This window comes from Nostoc sp. CHAB 5715 (assembly GCF_020829685.1).
GTDB lineage: Bacteria > Cyanobacteriota > Cyanobacteriia > Cyanobacteriales > Nostocaceae > Nostoc.
Genome location: NZ_JAIVFR010000020.1, coordinates 1 through 17,233, shown reverse-complemented (window position 1 = coordinate 17,233; position 17,233 = coordinate 1). Strand labels below are relative to the sequence as shown.

The 17,233-nt window shown below is 42.4% G+C and carries 18 protein-coding genes and 3 pseudogenes; 12 read left to right on the top strand and 9 right to left on the bottom strand.

Going from position 1 to position 17,233, the window contains the following annotated elements:
• A partial coding sequence (locus LC574_RS02310; protein ID WP_229451317.1) for a hypothetical protein occupies positions 1-251 on the top strand: 251 nt, incomplete at its 5' end.
• Positions 252-780: 529 nt separating this feature from the next.
• On the opposite strand, the pseudogene recR reads toward LC574_RS02310, so the two are convergent.
• A pseudogene (gene recR, locus LC574_RS02305) lies at positions 781-1,377 on the bottom strand (recombination mediator RecR); the annotation flags it as partial.
• 224 nt (positions 1,378-1,601) lie between these two features.
• Complete coding sequence (locus LC574_RS02300) at positions 1,602-1,952, bottom strand: histidine triad nucleotide-binding protein (RefSeq protein ID WP_229451315.1); 351 nt, start codon at positions 1,950-1,952, stop codon at positions 1,602-1,604.
• 212 nt (positions 1,953-2,164) lie between these two features.
• Here LC574_RS02300 and LC574_RS02295 point away from each other — a divergent pair, with 212 nt between their 5' ends.
• From LC574_RS02295 to LC574_RS02285, 3 genes are all read left to right on the top strand, one after another.
• A complete protein-coding gene (locus tag LC574_RS02295; RefSeq protein WP_229451314.1) occupies positions 2,165-2,770 on the top strand; it encodes a Uma2 family endonuclease in 606 nt (201 codons plus the stop codon).
• A gap of 219 nt (positions 2,771-2,989) precedes the next feature.
• Positions 2,990-3,322 carry a type II toxin-antitoxin system RelE/ParE family toxin gene (locus LC574_RS02290; protein WP_229451313.1) on the top strand — a complete coding sequence of 111 codons (333 nt, stop codon included), beginning with the start codon at positions 2,990-2,992 and terminating at the stop codon, positions 3,320-3,322.
• Between the two features lie 150 nt (positions 3,323-3,472).
• Entirely contained in the window at positions 3,473-3,778 is a 306-nt protein-coding gene (locus LC574_RS02285; RefSeq protein WP_229451312.1) for an XRE family transcriptional regulator, read from the top strand.
• Between the two features lie 242 nt (positions 3,779-4,020).
• Here the strand turns inward: LC574_RS02285 and LC574_RS02280 are convergent, their stop codons facing one another.
• Complete coding sequence (locus tag LC574_RS02280; RefSeq protein ID WP_229451311.1) at positions 4,021-4,416, bottom strand: hypothetical protein; 396 nt, start codon at positions 4,414-4,416, stop codon at positions 4,021-4,023.
• 122 nt (positions 4,417-4,538) lie between these two features.
• Here LC574_RS02280 and LC574_RS02275 point away from each other — a divergent pair.
• A pseudogene (locus LC574_RS02275) lies at positions 4,539-4,724 on the top strand (IS66 family transposase); the annotation flags it as partial.
• Positions 4,725-5,133: 409 nt separating this feature from the next.
• On the opposite strand, the gene LC574_RS02270 reads toward LC574_RS02275, so the two are convergent.
• The 3 genes from LC574_RS02270 to LC574_RS02260 all read right to left on the bottom strand — a co-directional run bounded on the left by LC574_RS02270 (position 5,134) and on the right by LC574_RS02260 (position 7,580).
• Entirely contained in the window at positions 5,134-6,018 is an 885-nt protein-coding gene (locus LC574_RS02270) for a hypothetical protein (protein WP_229451310.1), read from the bottom strand.
• 70 nt (positions 6,019-6,088) lie between these two features.
• Positions 6,089-6,679 carry a DUF1517 domain-containing protein gene (locus LC574_RS02265; protein ID WP_229451309.1) on the bottom strand — a complete coding sequence of 197 codons (591 nt, stop codon included), beginning with the start codon at positions 6,677-6,679 and terminating at the stop codon, positions 6,089-6,091.
• 133 nt (positions 6,680-6,812) lie between these two features.
• Positions 6,813-7,580 (bottom strand): pentapeptide repeat-containing protein, encoded by a 768-nt coding sequence (locus LC574_RS02260; protein WP_229451308.1) that lies wholly within the window; start codon positions 7,578-7,580, stop codon positions 6,813-6,815.
• Between the two features lie 195 nt (positions 7,581-7,775).
• Between LC574_RS02260 and LC574_RS02255 the strand changes: the two genes are divergently transcribed.
• The 5 genes and pseudogenes from LC574_RS02255 (at position 7,776) to LC574_RS02235 (ending at position 10,383) form a co-directional block, all read left to right on the top strand.
• Complete coding sequence (locus LC574_RS02255) at positions 7,776-8,042, top strand: type II toxin-antitoxin system HicA family toxin (protein WP_229451307.1); 267 nt, start codon at positions 7,776-7,778, stop codon at positions 8,040-8,042.
• On the top strand, positions 8,026-8,238 hold the full coding sequence (locus LC574_RS02250; protein WP_196513700.1) for a type II toxin-antitoxin system HicB family antitoxin: 213 nt from the start codon (positions 8,026-8,028) through the stop codon (positions 8,236-8,238). Before LC574_RS02255 ends, LC574_RS02250 begins: the two co-directional genes overlap by 17 nt.
• A 325-nt stretch (positions 8,239-8,563) precedes the next feature.
• Complete coding sequence (locus tag LC574_RS02245; protein ID WP_229451306.1) at positions 8,564-8,776, top strand: hypothetical protein; 213 nt, start codon at positions 8,564-8,566, stop codon at positions 8,774-8,776.
• Positions 8,755-9,444 (top strand): annotated as a pseudogene (locus LC574_RS02240) (coproporphyrinogen-III oxidase family protein); the annotation flags it as partial. The gene LC574_RS02245 and the pseudogene LC574_RS02240, both read left to right, overlap by 22 nt.
• Positions 9,445-9,495: 51 nt before the next feature.
• Positions 9,496-10,383 (top strand): UTP--glucose-1-phosphate uridylyltransferase, encoded by an 888-nt coding sequence (locus LC574_RS02235; protein ID WP_229451318.1) that lies wholly within the window; start codon positions 9,496-9,498, stop codon positions 10,381-10,383.
• Positions 10,384-10,801: 418 nt separating this feature from the next.
• On the opposite strand, the gene LC574_RS02230 is transcribed toward LC574_RS02235, so the two are convergent.
• Positions 10,802-12,199, bottom strand: a complete 1,398-nt coding sequence (locus tag LC574_RS02230; RefSeq protein ID WP_229451305.1) for a hypothetical protein — start codon at positions 12,197-12,199, stop codon at positions 10,802-10,804.
• 589 nt (positions 12,200-12,788) lie between these two features.
• Here LC574_RS02230 and LC574_RS02225 point away from each other — a divergent pair.
• Positions 12,789-13,913 (top strand): class I SAM-dependent RNA methyltransferase, encoded by a 1,125-nt coding sequence (locus tag LC574_RS02225; protein ID WP_229451304.1) that lies wholly within the window; start codon positions 12,789-12,791, stop codon positions 13,911-13,913.
• 99 nt (positions 13,914-14,012) lie between these two features.
• Complete coding sequence (locus LC574_RS02220) at positions 14,013-14,246, top strand: UPF0175 family protein (protein ID WP_229451303.1); 234 nt, start codon at positions 14,013-14,015, stop codon at positions 14,244-14,246.
• A 291-nt stretch (positions 14,247-14,537) separates the two neighbouring features.
• Here the strand turns inward: LC574_RS02220 and LC574_RS02215 are convergent, their stop codons facing one another.
• Together LC574_RS02215 and LC574_RS02210 are read right to left on the bottom strand one after the other, a co-directional pair.
• Positions 14,538-16,139 (bottom strand): NAD(P)/FAD-dependent oxidoreductase, encoded by a 1,602-nt coding sequence (locus LC574_RS02215; RefSeq protein ID WP_229451302.1) that lies wholly within the window; start codon positions 16,137-16,139, stop codon positions 14,538-14,540.
• A gap of 346 nt (positions 16,140-16,485) precedes the next feature.
• On the bottom strand, positions 16,486-17,233 hold a 748-nt coding region (locus tag LC574_RS02210; RefSeq protein ID WP_229451301.1), incomplete at its 5' end, for an LD-carboxypeptidase.

Sequence of the window (17,233 nt, the reverse complement as noted above, 5' to 3'; positions counted from 1 at the left end):
GACGATTACAACCTAATAAATCAGCAGTTACTGCCTTAGCTGAAGCAACCCGATGGCTGAAAGAACTAACTGCTGGAGAACTAACAAAATGGTATGAAGATGTATTGAATAATTTGCATCCTGAAGAATTACGAATTCAAACTTATTTAGCGACACAACTATATAGAAATAGTAAAATGGCATCAGATAAAAATCTTTATAATCATCCTTATTACTGGGCAGCATTCACGATTACAGGTAAGCCGAATTAAAATAATTCGTAATTCGTAATTCGTAATTCGTAATGATGCTCGTTCCTCTCTTAGAGAAGGCTTTACGCTACGCTAATACCAATTCTAGATAGAAGATGCGCCTACAGTGCAATACAGTTCACTTAAGCATTTCTTCCTTCTCTTTGCGTCCTTTGCGTCCTTGGCGGTTCGTTAAAAAAATTGACTTTGGCAAAGAGTTTTAGCCTTAACCCAAGCGTATTGGCCTATAGTGCAAGAAATAAAGAACGAACCGCCCTTCGGGTTCACCAGTCGCCTACGGCGGGAAACCCGCCTACAGCGCTGGTTCACCAAGAGCGCCAAGTACGCCAAGAAATCAGAAATTAAGAGATTTGGCGCAGCTTCACAAAGAAATGGTATAACGTAATTAGGTTTTGCAACGGAACGGGGATTTAGACCCCGCAACAAAACTTACCGCTTGTTATACCATTTCACAAAAAATATGATGCGAATGTAGGTTGGGTTGTGCTTTGCTTAACCCAACGTATTGGTTTATAATCTTTAATTAAGCCTAATCTAACTCCCTACGTCCTTCCAATGCCCTTGCCAGAGTCACTTCGTCGGCGTACTCCAAATCACCACCTACAGGCAAACCAAAGGCAATCCGTGTCACCTTGGTAAATGGTTTCAGTAGCTGACCGATATACAGTGTTGTTGTCTCCCCTTCTACACTCGGACTAATTGCCAGAATCACTTCTTGAGGTTTTTGCTGATTCACCCGGCGCTGCAAAGCCAGTATAGTCAACTGTTCTGGGCCAATTCCATCAATTGGTGAAATCACTCCACCTAAAACGTGATATTTGCCTTTGTATTCGCGGGTTTTTTCCAGCGCAATCACATCGCGGGGATCTGCTACGACACAAATAGTTTTGTTGTCACGATTGGCATTGCGGCAGATTTCACAAACAGGTTCAGCAGATAAGTGAAAGCAAACAGAACACAAGCCTATCTGTTTTTTTGCCTCAATCAGCGCATGTGCCAAAGCTTCTACTTCTGCTTCTGGTCGCTTTAAAATATGCAAAGCCAGTCGTTGGGCAGATTTGGGGCCAACTCCCGGTAGGCGTTGCAATTGCTCAATTAACCGTGCTAAAGGGCGTGCGTAAACCGTTGTCTTATCTCCAGAATGTCTTTACCATAACAGGACTTACGCAAAAATCGCCGAAAGGCTTAATTTATCGAACCGCCAAGACGCCAAGAACGCCAAGAATTCGTAGAGCGTGCGTAAGTCCTACATAACTATGATGACATTCCTACAGAATTTTGGAAGGAAGCGTTTTTGATTTAGTGATGAATCGCGTCTAGAGACACAATTCATCCAGTTTTATGGTTTTATCAACCAGGGGGCCAGTTCAACTGCCGTCCTCCTAAAATATGCAGATGTAAGTGGTAGACTGTCTGACCACCATCATCACCACTGTTGATGACAACTCGATAACCGTTTTCCAGTCCAGCTTCTTTTGCAACACGTTTGGCGGTTAACAAAAGATGCCCCAACAAAGCATGATCCTCAGATTCAGTATCAGCTAGTGTGGGAATGGGTTTTTTGGGAATGACAAGGATGTGAACTGGCGCTTGGGGATGGATGTCTTTGAATGCTAAGGCTAAATTATCCTCATAAACAATATCAACGGGGATTTCCCGACGAATGATTTTGCTGAAAATCGTTTCTGTAGTTTCACTCATACCAATCTACCTAATCATCTGCTAGAGATTTTAAAGGTTTACTGTAGCAACTAGATCATTTACACAAAAAACTTTTGCAAGAGTTCTTATCATTAGAAGTGCATAGAAGCAAAGCGGTGATGGGGTCGCAATCTTCTCTTAAAGGGAGACGCTAAGAGCGATCGCGGTTAACTTATAATCAAACAGGACTTGCCTTTAGGAGATTGACTTTCATGACATATATCTCCCCAAAAACCCTCACATTTGAAAATTTTCTTTCCCAATACCGAGATAATCCCCGCTATGAATTAGCAGACGGAGAACTAATTGATATGGAACCCACTGGCCCACACGAAACGGTAAGTGGCAAACTTGCAACCCAAGTTGGGATCTACCTTGTTGCAGAACAACTCCCCTGGTTTATTCCTCGCACTTGTTTAATTTATCCCTTTGCAGATACAGCTACAGTTCGTCGTCCTGATGTTGTAGTTCTTGATGAAATGGTTCTTGATCGTGAACCACTTTGGGAGCGAGAACCTGTAATTACGATGGGACGCTCAATTAAATTGGTGGTGGAAGTCGTTAGCACCAACTGGGAAACCGACTATGCACGGAAAGTTGAAGAATATGCACTTTTAGGCATTCCTGAATATTGGATTGTAGATTATCGGGGATTGGGCGGTGTAGCATTTATTGGTAAACCTAAACAACCTACATTCACTATTTGTAAATTAGTTGAAGACACCTATATTCAACAACAATACCGACTAAATCAAGCAATTAATTCGCCGCTTTTACCTGGCTTGCAACTTCGCTTAGATGATATTCTCCCTCGTTGAATGCATGAGAAAGTTGAGGCGCGATCGCATGAAGCAAGAGTATGATTATTTGGGGTGCAATCGCCTGTTTTAAACCTATCACTAGAAGTGCGTAGACGCTGCATCGGCGAGTCAAAAGACATCGCCAAATTTCAGCATATTTTTTCTTTACTTGTCGGCATAGACAATCATAATATGAGTTAAAGGTGATATTCTCGCTAAAATATATATCAGGGAACAATGTCGTGGGAGGTAGAGTTCACAAACGAGTTTGAAATGTGGTGGGTTGAGTTAGACGACAGCACCCAAGTTGCAATCGATGCAGTAGTACGACTACTTGAGGCGCGGGGGCCAGAGCTTCCTTTTCCCTACAGTTCCAAAATAAACGGCTCACGTCATTCTCATATAAGAGAGTTGAGGGTGCAGCACAAAGGAGAACCGTACCGAATCCTTTATGCATTTGATCCCAGGAGAGTCGCTATTCTTCTTCTTGGAGGAAACAAGGGAGGGGATGATCGCTGGTACGAGGAGAATGTGCCAAAAGCAGATATAGGATTCCTATTTGATTTTTGAATAAACACCGTACACCTCGAAAAGCCTGATTCCCTACTCCCTACTCCCTATTCCCTACTCCCCGCCTACGCAAATAATTTCAAAAATCAAAGCGGATTACTATAGGTTATATGATGAACACTTAGAGGAGTTAAAAACAGAAGGATTCCTATGAAGACGAAGCCATTTAAAGAACTTCGTGAAAAAATGACTCTTGAACAACAAGCAGAAAGTGAGATGCAAGCAAACCTTGCATTGCTCAAATTAACACTTTCTGAGCTTCGAGAATCCCTTGGACATACTCAAAGCGATGTTGCAAAGAATATGGGAGTGGTACAATCTGCACTTTCAAAAATTGAGCATCAGGATGATATTCAAATATCTACCCTCTCACGATATATTAAATCTCTTGGTGGAAATCTGACAATAATTGCTCGTTTTCCCGATCAAGAGGTTGTGATTTCTCAGTTCGATTGAGATTATACTGGCGATCGCATGAAGCAAGAGTATGATTATTAAGGGTGTGTCACCTGGTTTAACTCTATCACCAGAAGTGCGTAGGCGTAGCCCGTCGTAGACATCGCATGAAGTGAGAGTTATGAATATAATAACTTTGGCAGCAACAATCTGTAATTATACGGAAATTTGACGCAGAAATGGAGGAATATTATAGACAAATCGATGCAGAAAACGAGGTGTAGCAAATGCGATCGCATTTATTACTTAATAGGAATAAAATTTGCATTTTTTATGAGTTTTTGACCTTTTTCTGAAAGAAGCCAACTACTATAGTAATCTCCTATGCTATTTTTCTCATCATCTCTATAGATGACATATATTTGGTTTATTAAAAGGTAGTTCTCACGTAATCCATCTACAGATTGTTTTCTTGTTTTCCTTGAGCATTTACTATCGTATGTACCATCTTCTTGGTATGAAGAAATAGCTTTATCTGTTTTTGCATAGCTAACTGATAATGTATTTATTAAGCATTGATCAACTATTTCCGATGCACTACCAAAATAAATACCATTTGCGCCTTTTTTTAATTTTTGAAGTGCTTGCGTATTTGTCTCTAGGGTAACTACCTGTTCACTAAAATCTTTCCTACCCAAAACAGACTCCTTAAAAAATATAGTATTTGGATGGTTGTCTCCTAATTTATATGGTGTAATTTTGTAAGGATTCAGGTATGGGGTATTGACAAAGGTGATTGTTGAGGGAGAGGATCACAATCATGATGAATAACCAGCCTCAAGAACTAGACTCAGACAGCCTTTGCCAGTTGCCCAAAGAAGAACTGGTGAAGAAGATCATTGAGCAGGCGATCGTCATCGGAGAGTTACAGGCAACTATCAACGAACTAAAACAAGAGATCGAACAGATTCATGTCAGTAGAGACTTAGATAGTAAGACTTCATCGTAGGGGTTTAGCAATGCTCATTGGTGTCAACTTAAGCTATAGATAGCTTAACTGTTGCCTTCCTCACCCGCCTAGAACTAAAGTTCAAGGCTAACAGCTAAAGTCTACTAAAGTAGACTAAAGATTTTTGGCTATATTTTAGTCATCTTCAGATGACTTTTACTATTAGCAAGGAACTTCAGTTCCTTGCGGGACATGGCTTTTACGTTAAATTGACACGTATGAGCATTGCGCTTTACCCCTACCGCGTGGTCTATTTACCTGAAAATAGCTGTAAGGTTTTTAGCGTTAACTGAACTGTATTGGCATATAAAGAGAAGCCGGAGGGTTACAAGTCAACCCTCCGACTTCTTTATGCAATACACTACCTTCACTTCTTAGGCAGTCTATTTATTAAACTTGGAATTTTTTAACGGCGTCTGCTGCCGAAACCAGTTGAGCGGCGGGGTGCTGAACTACGTCCACTACCAAAACTACTACCAGAGTCGCGTCTGGGTGAAGTGGCTCTGCCAGAGGGTTGCAATGTACTACCACCAAAACCAGAACCAGAAGGACGGTTATTACCTGTGGTGCTACGCGGTGTATTGCGTATAGTTGAATTTCCCGGATATGACCTTCTAATTGTTCCTGTATTGCGGAATGCAGTGCGATTTCTCACGGCTGCGGGTGGCGCATTATAGCGACTTTGGTAGCTTTCAACTGCTTGGCCATAGCTTCCGCCATATCCACCGAAGCCACTTAATCCTTGGCCTGATTGATAGACAGGGGGTACATAATACTGGGGTCTAAACAACATACTACCAATTGCCTGACCGGCCAAGCTACCAGCCACAGACCCAGCAAATGGCGCCCAGAAGCTATTTTCTTGACGGACTACAACTGTCTCTTGTTGTCCTGTTTGGGGATTGGTTTTATTCTCGGTAACGTTGTGGACGTATTCAATTTTAAAGTCTTCCGTTAGATATAAAATCGGTTGGCCTTTATCTACCTTTAGATAGGTTTTTTTACCTTGCTTGATTTCATCATCAGTTAACCGTGCCATTTGCAAATTTTCGGTTGCAAAGGTTGGGGGATTATTGTTAAGCAAAAACAAGCTGTATTCACCAGTTGCATCGTCATAAGTAGCTTGTTGTATTTGATACTCTCCGTCACTCAGCTTGGTGCTAGTAGAAGTTTGGCTAACGTTCTTAGCTGGGGGAGTAGCTTCGTTTCCCCCACCACAAGCGACGGTTGTCATACACAAACTCAGAGCTAAAAAAACGGCTGTAAATTTACGTACTATGGTCATGATCATTGGATTATTGTCCTATCTCTGAGCTTAACAATTTCTCGGTGTGAATAGTAAGTACGGACTACCCAACACATTATAAAGGAATCAATTCCGGGTAATATTGCAACAGTTGGTCACTAGTGAGTTCATCGCCTAATTGTGCTGGCGAGAAATGTACTTGGATTGCTTTGAATCTATGTTTATAATGCAAATTTATCAATGCTTTGAAGCCTTCCTTAAGTGCCTGAACGTTAGAAAGATCAGTTTCTAACTCTGGTACTTCTCCTTCATAAGCTACTGTAATCATCACAATGACGTTGCGGGTTACAGGTATAGATAAAGGTTCATTCGATCTATCAGAATTGTAACTTGGTTCACTGAGATATCTTTGGGCAGAGTCAGTAAATAATTCATTTACGTAATCTCCTGCTTCGCCTTCATTAAAAAATACGTCACCTTCGTTAGCAGCAGAAAGCCAATATTCATCGTATTGCAGTAGGGTTTGGCTAATTTCTACCAATCCTTCTCCCAAAACTTCTAAGTCCCCATCGGCATCGATCGCATCTCGTCCAGCACTATTTAATACTCCCAAAATTGGTGCTACCTCGCCTCCCCCTAAGTGCAGAAATAGGCGAAAGACTACATAGCGAGTTCGACCGATCATTTTATTAAAGGTATCGCGCATTCTTACCTCCAAATTTTATTTGTCATTTGTCATTTGTCATTTGTCATTTGTCATTTGTCATTTGTTATTATCCCTTTGTTGTTTCAAATCTCACTCTTAAAAAGGAGTCATTTGTCATTTGTTATTATCCCTCTTAAAAAGGGAAGAACTGGAGCAAGACTGAACCAAGACTTCCCAAAAAATCCACAAAACTGGGGCTACCAGCGCTTACCTTCTCATTTACGGGTGTTTGCAGTTCTTTAATAAAAACTTGGGCTGTTTGGATTCCAGGGGTATTGTTTTGGGATGTAAACAACTTTTCAGCAACTTGGGCATCTTGGAATGCACCTTCTCTATCTAGTATTTGGTAACGGGCGACACCACGAGCTAAATAAGCACCAGCATATTCTGGTTTAATAGCGATCGCTTGATTAAAATAACTAATTGCTTGCTGTTGATTGCCTTTTTGCCCTTCTGCTACACCCCAAGCATAAAACTCTTCTGGTGAAGCAATTTGTAATGGTATCCCAATTGCACCTTGGAAGTTAGCACCATTCAAGTAAGCACCAGTTAGTTGTGCATTTGCTAAATAAGTATTTCTCAAATCAGCACCCGCTAAATTTGCCCCACTAAATTTAGCTTCGCTCAGGTTAACACCAAATAAACTCGCGCCACTCAAGTTTGCACCCTGCAAATCTGCGCCGCTCAAATTTGCACGGCTGAGGTTAGCACCTGTGAGATTAGCACCGCTCAAATTGGCTCCAGATAAGTCAGCCATCACTAAACCTGCATTAGTCAAATTACAGTTTTGACATTGCTTGGTTGCCAATAACTGTTTAACATGTTCAGAATTTGCTGCTTGTACGGTTGTTGCCATAATCGTGGTTAAAAAGGCAGCTATGGCTAGAATTTGGTTCTTCATATTTGTGTAATATTTCTTACTCAATATTTTACGTTGACTGAGACGGATTTATACCTCAGCATTATGATATGAGCAATCTGAACAGTTTGCCCTCTGTAGTTGCCTATATCACTTGTAAATTTGAGTAAACACTCATCTATACCCTGATTTTAAATAAATATGAGACTATAGAAGCATTAAGACAGCTATAAAAACGTGAGTCAGCAAGATAAACTCTTAGAAAAGATCCTCTCTGGGACTTCTGATACAGACATCCCTTTCGCCCAACTGTGGCAACTTTTATACCGACTAGGCTTTGAGGAACGGATTCGTGGCGATCATCGTATTTTTATCAAAGCCGATGTTCAGGAAATATTGAACCTGCAACATAAGAGAGGAAAAGCCAAAAGTTATCAAATTAAACAAGTTCGTGCAGTGATTCTCAAGTATAAGTTAGGAACTAAAAATGATGTTTCGCTATGAAATCATTCTCTACTGGAGTGAATTAGATCAAGCCTTTATTGCTGAAGTACCAGAATTACCAGGCTGTGCTGCTGACGGTGATACTTATCAAGAAGCTCTGCATAATGTAGAATTAGTGATGCAGGAATGGATAGAAACAGCTAAGGATTTAGGGCGTCCAGTTCCTCAGCCTAGACCGCGTTTAATGTACATTTAATTGATGCACAAGCCAAGTAAACTGATTTTTTAGCATCATCAGAAATATTTAACGCCATATTAGATACGGATCAGAAAAGTCTTCGCTAAAAGACCTAGAAAATGGGAGCATCCCAAATGTGTAAGTTATATCAAACCCACGTTATGAATTGTCATTGCCAGCGCAACGTAGTGGAGTGAACGCTTCATACCCTACGGGTATGAAGCGTTCGCGGTAGCGTCTCTAAGAGTTGCGGAATGTTCGCCCAAGGGGTTCCCGCAGGGTAGCAATCGCAACATCTAGACTTTGCGATTGCTTCACTCCATTTCATTACGCTCGCAATGACATGATACCAAGGGCAACGAGACATCCTATAGCTCTGACGACGATGGCGATGGCATCGCTCGCTGATTATGTCAGAACCTATACCTATACTTATGATACCAACGGCAACCTGACATCCAAAATCTTTGACTACGGCGGTGATGGCATCGCTGATTATATTGAAATCTCTACTTATGATGCCAATGGCAAGCTGATATTCCCGAATTTAGCTTAGACTTAATTTCTGGGTTGCCGCATCAGTCTTTGGATCAATGGCAAGATTCCTTAGACAAAGCGGTAGCGATCGTACCCACTCACATTTCTATCTACGATCTTACCATTGAGCCAGGTACAGCCTTTGGTCGTTACTACAAACCTGGTGATACTCCAATGCCTACGGATGAAGCTACAGTCAAAATGTACCAGATGGGGCAGCAAGTTTTGACTAGTGCAGGTTATGAGCATTATGAAATTTCCAATTATGCTCAACCTGGTCATCAGTGTCAGCATAATCGAGTCTATTGGGAAAACCGTCCTTACTATGGCTTTGGTATGGGTGCAGCGAGTTATGTTGAGGGGAAACGCTTCACTCGTCCCCGTAAAACTAGGGAGTATTACCAGTGGGTGGAAGCTGGTGGTGTGATTGATTGTGATGTGACCCCCGCAAAAGAAGTATTGTTAGAAACATTAATGTTGGGGTTGCGTTTGGCGGAGGGTTTGAGTTTAGCGACGTTGGCGGAGGGGTTTGGGGAAGAAAAGGTGGAGGAGATTTGCTGGTGTTTGCAAGGGTATTTTGAGAAAGGTTGGGTAGAGGTTACAGAGGGAAGGTTGCGTTTGATTGATCCCCAAGGGTTTTTGTTTTCTAATGTGGTGTTGGCAGAGTTGTTTGAGAAGTTGGGGTGATCAAGAGGCAGGCGGTAGGGCAGATTTTAAGCTGATGAGGATTGACGATTGATGCAAAAAAATAAAGTTAGAAAAGCTGTGATTCCGGTAGCTGGTTTTGGGACTCGGTTGTTTCCAGCAACTAAAGTTGTGAAAAAAGAACTTTTTCCGATTATTGATCGAGATGGTAGGGCAAAACCTGTGATTTTAGCAATTATTGAAGAGGCAATTAGTGCTGGAATTACAGAAGTGGGGATTGTGGTACAGCCGGATGACAAAGAAATATTTGAAAATTTATTGAAAAACCCACCCAAAAAAGAACTTTTAAATAAACTTTCACCACAAAATCAAGAGTATAGCCAATATCTGGAACATTTAGGTAGCAAAATTACCATCTTATTGCAAGAGGAGCAATTAGGCTATGGTCATGCGGTATTTTGTGCCAAAGATTGGGTGCAAGATGAGCCGTTTTTACTAATGTTGGGCGACCACATTTATACATCTGATATTGACAAATCTTGTGCTAGTCAAGTTTTAAATGTTTATGAACAAGTTAATCAAAGCGTTGTTAGCTTAACTACAACGCCAGCAGAAAATCTTCATATATCTGGATGTGTAACAGGAGTTTGGCAAGAGTTAAACTCGATTCTGGAAGTTACACAACTCTATGAAAAACCTACCATTGAGTTTGCACAACAATATTTGCGCGTACAGGGAATGGTAGAAAATGAGTTTTTATGTATATTTGGTTTGTATTTACTAACGCCGAAAATTTTTGACTTTTTAGCAGAACACATCAACCAAAATTTCCGAGAACGAGGCGAATTTCAGTTAACATCTTGTCTTGATAGATTACGTCAAGAAGAGGGAATGACAGGATATGTTGTTAAAGGCAAGTGTTTTGATACAGGTTTGCCAGACGCTTATCGCCAGACAATGATTGATTTTAGAAATTGCTAGATTGAATCTCAGTTCAATTCGTTTGTCTGGGAGCATCTCACTTTTTAAGATGGCTCAAACAGACAGTAATCGATTCAGGTAAGCAGAGCGATGAGCAAGGACTTGAGGCATATTGAAACTATACCGTTTCGTTTGCCCCTGGTGACAGCCTCCTGTTTTTTTGTTAAAGCAGTTTTCAAGTAGATGAGGTACAAAATGCAGGACTCATATCATGTTCGGATAAATACTTGTCATTGCAAGCGTTGCGAAGCAATCGCAGAGACCAAGGGAATTGCTTCGCTCCACTTCGTTGCGCTCGCAATGACGTTTTATAAGTGATCAGCCGAACATGATATCACGCATCAGACACAAAGAGTTTCTACTTTCTTCTTCCTGCCCCCTGGTCACTGAGCGCAGCCGAAGTGTGCCCCCTGCCTCCTTAAAAAACTACCTCAAAACTAGCGGTAGTTAGAGCAGGAAAGGAGCTAGCACCCAATTGTGCAAATTTACCCCCGGAATCTATATCAGCAAAATCATCTGCCGAACCATTGGGGTTATAAAAGAGGCTACCATTTGCGCTATTATAAACAATCACCGCACTACTACTTGCCGCTAAAGTATCGTTCGTCACCGTAGCAAAGTCTGCGGAATTTAATTCAGTTGGGAAGACTGAGTTACTTAGAGCGGTAAAGGTAGATTTAGATAGTTGGATCTTGTCTTGCTCAGGATTGAAGTCACTAATAATATCAACTCCGAGTTCCTTAATATCAAACTGTGATCCTGTTGCAAATGCAAACTTATCTGAACCAGGGCCTCCTTTTAAGAAGTCGTCCCCACTATCTCCCTGTAGGTAATCGTCGCCTTTATTCCCGATCAGAATATCTTTTCCACTACTGCCAAAAAGAATATCATCACCGTTGCCGCCCAGAAGGTTGTCGTCATCACTACCCCCATCTATTCTGTCTGCACCATCTCCACCAATAAGGATGTCAGAACCTGCTCCCCCATCAATGTAATGGTTGCCAATAACACCAGAAAGCGAAATATTGTCATCACCGTCCCCAGCAAAAATAACCTGATCGCCAGCCAAAAAATTTCCCAAACTAAAGGTATCGTCTCCATTTGTCGTAATAACATCAGTACTTATCACATTTTGCGATCGAGCAACTGCCTCTTTTATGGCATCAGCAAAATTCTCACTTCTAGAATCAAGAGTCACTATACCACCTCGACCAAGCTGGGTAACTAGTATCTCGTAATCGAGTGCAACATCACTCGTAGTTAGAAAAATTGGAATAATGTTATTTGCTTCTAGCGCAGTTTTTACTTGTCCAATCTCTGGATAATCTTCATTAGGATCAATTACACCATCTCCGTTATTGACAATAGTATCACTTGGACTAACTGCTGCCCGATCGCCAGCAACGTGATAAATACTATCGGTGGCTATTATAACAACACGAAGTGAATCTACTCTGTAACCGAGACTGCCACCGCTATCTAAAGCTGCGTACAAGAGTGCGTCTAATTGTGATTCGGAGCTATCATTGCCACCAAAAGCTTCAAAGTCAAAGATTTTGTCTTTGACTGTTGTTACATTATTTGTCAAAGCAACTTCTGCTTGATATACATAGTCAGCGGAACCCCCAAGAGGCGGTATTGGCTTATCCTTGAAGGAAGCAATACCAAATTTCAGGTCGTTACCAAAAATACTTGCTAACGTCGGGTTGGTTAAACGATTTACCGTCGCAGGAAGTACGGCTTTTACCCGGCCCAAATCCTCATCTGCTGACGATGTTAAGTCTTTTAGCAGAACAATATCAGATACGAAAGTCATTGTTTATCCCTCTGACTATTTTAATTAATGGGTTGTATTACAAAGTGCCTGAACACTATTTCAGCTTGATATTATCAGGGTTAATTGGATTTAAGATAGTACTGAAAATAAAGAAATAATAATCTCTTTCCACAAATATTTGCTCTAGTGTTCTTACTCAGGCTTGATTTCCTTTCCAATTCGCAATTCGCAATTAATAATACCCCACGCACGCCACTTGCTCTACTTGGGGAGACCCCAAGACCGCAGTGGCTTATGAATCAATACGCTTGGGTTAAGGCTAAAACTATGTTACAAAGTCAATTTTTTTAACGAACCGCCAAGACGCCAAGGACGCAGAGAGAAGGAAGAAATGCTTAACTGAACTGTATTGGCTTATGAATGCTCTTTCTTGAATATTGATACTACGTGTTTGGTTTTTTTCATAATTGAAATTAGGAGCTTTGACTCCAAGGTGAATTAATTATCAATTACGTCGGAAAAAGCGAATTGCGAACGGGCGAAAAAGCGAATTGTCCGGTCACCAGATATGAGTTAAGCTAAAGTGCGTCAATGGGTCAGCAGTGAAGACAATGCTTTGGATTAGAGGATGAATCAGTATTTTGCAACGGTTGCTCGCGGATTAGAAACCCTTGCGGCTCAGGAGTTAGAGCAGCTAGGCGCTCATTCAGTGGAGCCTGGGTTTTGCGGTGTAGCCTTTGAGGGCGATCGCACTCTGCTTTATCGCGTCAACCTCTGGGCTAGGCTACCGTTCCGAATCTTGGTAAATATCCATGAGTTTACATGCCTTGATGCCAAGGATCTCTATCGCGGCATTCAGAGTATCGATTGGCAAAACTATTTAACGCCAGACATGACGCTGGCGGTGAATACCACAGGCAAAAACGATCGCCTCAATCACACCCACTTCACATCTCTCCAGATCAAAAATGCGATCGTTGACCAGCAGCAGCAAAATCTCGGTGAACGTTCAAATGTAGAGCTTCATGCACCAGATGTGCGAATCAATGTTCATATTGAACGCGACTTTTGTACCGTTAAACTCGACAGTTCTGGAAATAGTTTGCATCGCCGAGGCTACCGTCCTGCAGTTGGATCGGCCCCTCTAAAGGAATCTCTAGCTGCTGCCCTGATTCAACTTTCAAGTTGGCAGCCAGACCAGATGTTCTACGATCCTCTGTGTGGATCTGGCACTTTACCCCTAGAAGCTAGCCTAAAGGCACTGAATATAGCACCAGGGCTGTTTCGTGAATGCTTTGGATTTGAAACTTGGCTCGATTTTGATTTATCCCTTTTAGAAAAGCTGCTGCAAGAAGCTAAGGATAGCCAATTGGATACCCTGCCCGCACCTATTTGGGGAAGCGATCGCGATGAAAATATAATCGAGCAAGCGATTAATAATGCTCAAAACTGCGGCGTTGATAACCATGTATGGTTTTCTCAAATGGAGCTTGCAGATGTTGTCGCCCCCGCAGACAGTGGCATTTTATTCTGCAATCCACCCTATGGCGAACGGTTGGGGCGAGATAGTGATTTAGCGGCGTTCTATAAACTTTTGGGTGATGTGCTCAAACAACGCTTCAAAGGCTGGACTGCGTTTGTGCTAAGTGGCAACAAGGAACTGTCTCAATCGATTGGACTAAAATCATCCCAGCGAATTGCGGTGTATAACGGAACGTTGCCCTGTCAGTTAATGAAATATGAGTTGTACTAAGGTAGAATCGGTCAGCTTTTGCGATTTACATGAAGGCGATCGCTCTGGGTAGCCTATTCTAACTGCTAAAATGCAAGAAACAAACCTGGAGGAAAAGCCATGAGTCTGGCAGTTTTGGACGATATCATCGAAGCCAGTGGCTTACCAGAACGCGAATTCTTGTTGGAAATTGTGATTATGCTATTCCAACGGGACAAAATCAGCTTAGGAAAGGCTAGTGAATTGATCGGAATGCATCGGATGCAGTTTCAAAAATTACTGGCTGATCGAGGCATTTGTGTTCATTACGACGTAGCGGAATTTCAGGAAGACCTCAAAACATTGCAGGAATAAGCTTGACGCGAATGAATAGATTGATGTCTATACTTCAATACAGTTCAGTTAAGCATTTCTTCCTTCTCTGTGCGTCCTTGGCGTCTTGGCGGTTCGTTAAAAAAATTGACTTTGTAACATAGTTTTAGCCTTAACCCAAGCGTATTGGTCTATACTTTTCTACTGGCTAGATTTGATTGCATTTTCGCAAAAGATTTAAGGCGATCGCTCTCAACCCAAAATCGGATGCAAAGACAGCGTAGTTTACCGCCGTAGGCATCGCATTCACTATTTCAGATTTGACGATTACTCTCAACTCAAAATACTTAAAGCCACCGCCTCCGCCACCTTGATACCATCGATACCCGCCGAAAGGATTCCCCCTGCGTATCCCGCGCCTTCACCAGCCGGATAAAGACCGACTGTATTTAAACTTTGATAATCCTGTTTGCGTTTAATCCGAATCGGTGATGATGTGCGGGTTTCTACCCCAGTCAACACGGCATCATCCATTGCAAATCCCTTTATTTGTTTGTCAAAAGCGGGAAGTGCTTCACGGATGGCTGCGATCGCATAATCTGGTAAACTCTCACTCAAATCACCCAAATGTACCCCAGGTGTATAAGATGGCTTAACAGTGCCAAATGCTGTAGAAGGGCGATGATTGAGAAAGTCTCCCACCAACTGCCCTGGAGCTTCATAAGTTCCACCGCCCAACTCAAAAGCCCGTTCTTCTAAGCGCCGTTGGAAGTCAATTCCCGCCAAGGCGTTGCCCGGATAATCTTCGGGGGTGATGCCCACAACGATCGCACTATTGGCATTGCGCTCATTGCGAGAGTATTGGCTCATCCCATTGGTGACGACTCGCCCCGGTTCTGATGCAGCTGCAACCACCAAGCCCCCCGGACACATACAGAAACTATAGACGGAGCGACCATTTTGGCAGTGGTGAACCAGTTTGTAATCGGCAGCACCTAAAATTTTATGACCAGCTTGAGCGCCGAAACGACATTGGTCGATGAGAGTCTGGGGATGTTCAACCCGAAAGCCGATGGAAAATGGTTTCGGCTCTATGTAAACTCCACGTTCAAATAGCATTTGGAAGGTATCGCGGGCGCTGTGACCTACTGCGAGAACTACATAATCGCTGGCGATATATTCCCCACTGGCGAGGGTAACTCCCCGCACTTGTCCATTTTCGATGTTAATATCTTCTACCCGGCTTTGAAAGCGAATTTCACCGCCGAGGGATTCGATTTTGGCACGCATACTTTGGACGATTCCCACCAGTTTGAAAGTGCCGATATGCGGTTTATTGATATAGAGAATTTCCGGTGAGGCTCCCGCATTGACGAGTTCGGTTAGCACCTTGCGCCCATAATGCTGGGGATCTTTGACTTGACTGTAGAGTTTGCCATCGGAAAATGTACCCGCCCCACCTTCGCCAAACTGGGCATTGGATTCGGGGTTGAAGTCTGATTTTTTCTTCCAAAAGCCAAAAGTATCAACGGTGCGATCGCGGACTTGTTTGCCACGTTCTAAAATGATGGGACAAAAGCCCATTTGCGCCAGCATCAAACCCGCAAATAAGCCACAAGGCCCAGTACCAATGATGATGGGGCGAATCGCCAAATTGCTCGGTGCTTGTGCCACTGGGCGATAACTCATGTCTGGCGTGACACTCACATGAGGATCTTTTTTCAGGCGCTTGAGTAGATGAGTTTCTTGAGTCGTTTCTACATCCAGAATATAAACAAGGGTAATCTCTCCTTTCTTACGGGCATCATAGCTACGCTTGAAGATGGAATAGCTGATCAAATCTTCGTTCGTGATTTGCAGCTTTTTGAGGATAGCAGTCTTGATCTCATCTTCAGGATGATCAAGCGGGAGCTTTACTTCTGTTAGTCGTAACATGGCGAGGAGAAATGCATACTGTCTATCAAAATCTTAATCAAAATCACTGTGGCGCGGCTGATTTTCGTGGCTCAACTCAGAACTTGCACCAGTCCCTACAACCGCCTCAGAATGAATTCTGAGGCTGATAGCTAAAGTCTATCTATTGAAGACTGAGTAAGGTTTGTAGTCCACGCTTAGTGGACTTGCGCTATAAGAACAGGACTTACGCAAAAATTGCTAACTTCGCTTAATTTATCGAACCGCCAAGGCGCCAAGAGCGCCGAGAATTCGTAGAGTGTGCGTAAGTCCTAAAGAAAAGAGAATTTATTCTCTGGCGGTTGTAGGGATTGGTGCAAGATATAACTTAAACAAGACTTACAGCCGCCTCTAACATTCGTATTGTCCCAAGTTCAGCATCTATTTCCACTTCCACACCGATTGGCAAGGTAAATTTATCCTTAATATGACCAATCATTGAACCATACCAAGCAGGAATACCTAAAGGAAGTATGTGTTGTTGCAATACTTGCATTAATGTAAATGACGGTTCATCCCCAAAACTACATTTAGTGCATTGCCCAAAGATAAAGCCAGCAATTTGATTCAGTATCCCAGCAGTTTTTAACTGCGTCAGCATCCTATCTATACGATAAACATCTTCGCCAACTTCTTCCACAAACAGAATGCTTTTGTGCCAAGAAGGTAGGTAAGGTGAACCTACCATCGCTGACAGCACCGATAAGTTTCCACCCACAAGTTTACCTCTCGCTTTTCCCGGTGCTATTATCTCCATCCGCACTTCGCTAGGGTTGAGATTTTGCATAATCACAGCTTCAGCATTAAATAGGATGCGCTTGAAGTAATCGACTGTAAATTGATTCCAGGTAGACGTAGCAACTGGCCCATGAAAAGTAATCATTTGACTACGGGCATTAATTGCTAACAACAGCGTCGTAATATCGCTGTAACCGATGATAATTTTCGGATGGGAGCGGATTAGCGAGTAGTTGAGTAAAGGTAAAATGCGATTACAACCCCAACCACCACGCATGGGAATAATTGCTTTTATGGTGCGATCGCTAAACATCGAGTTTACATCCTGGGCGCGATCG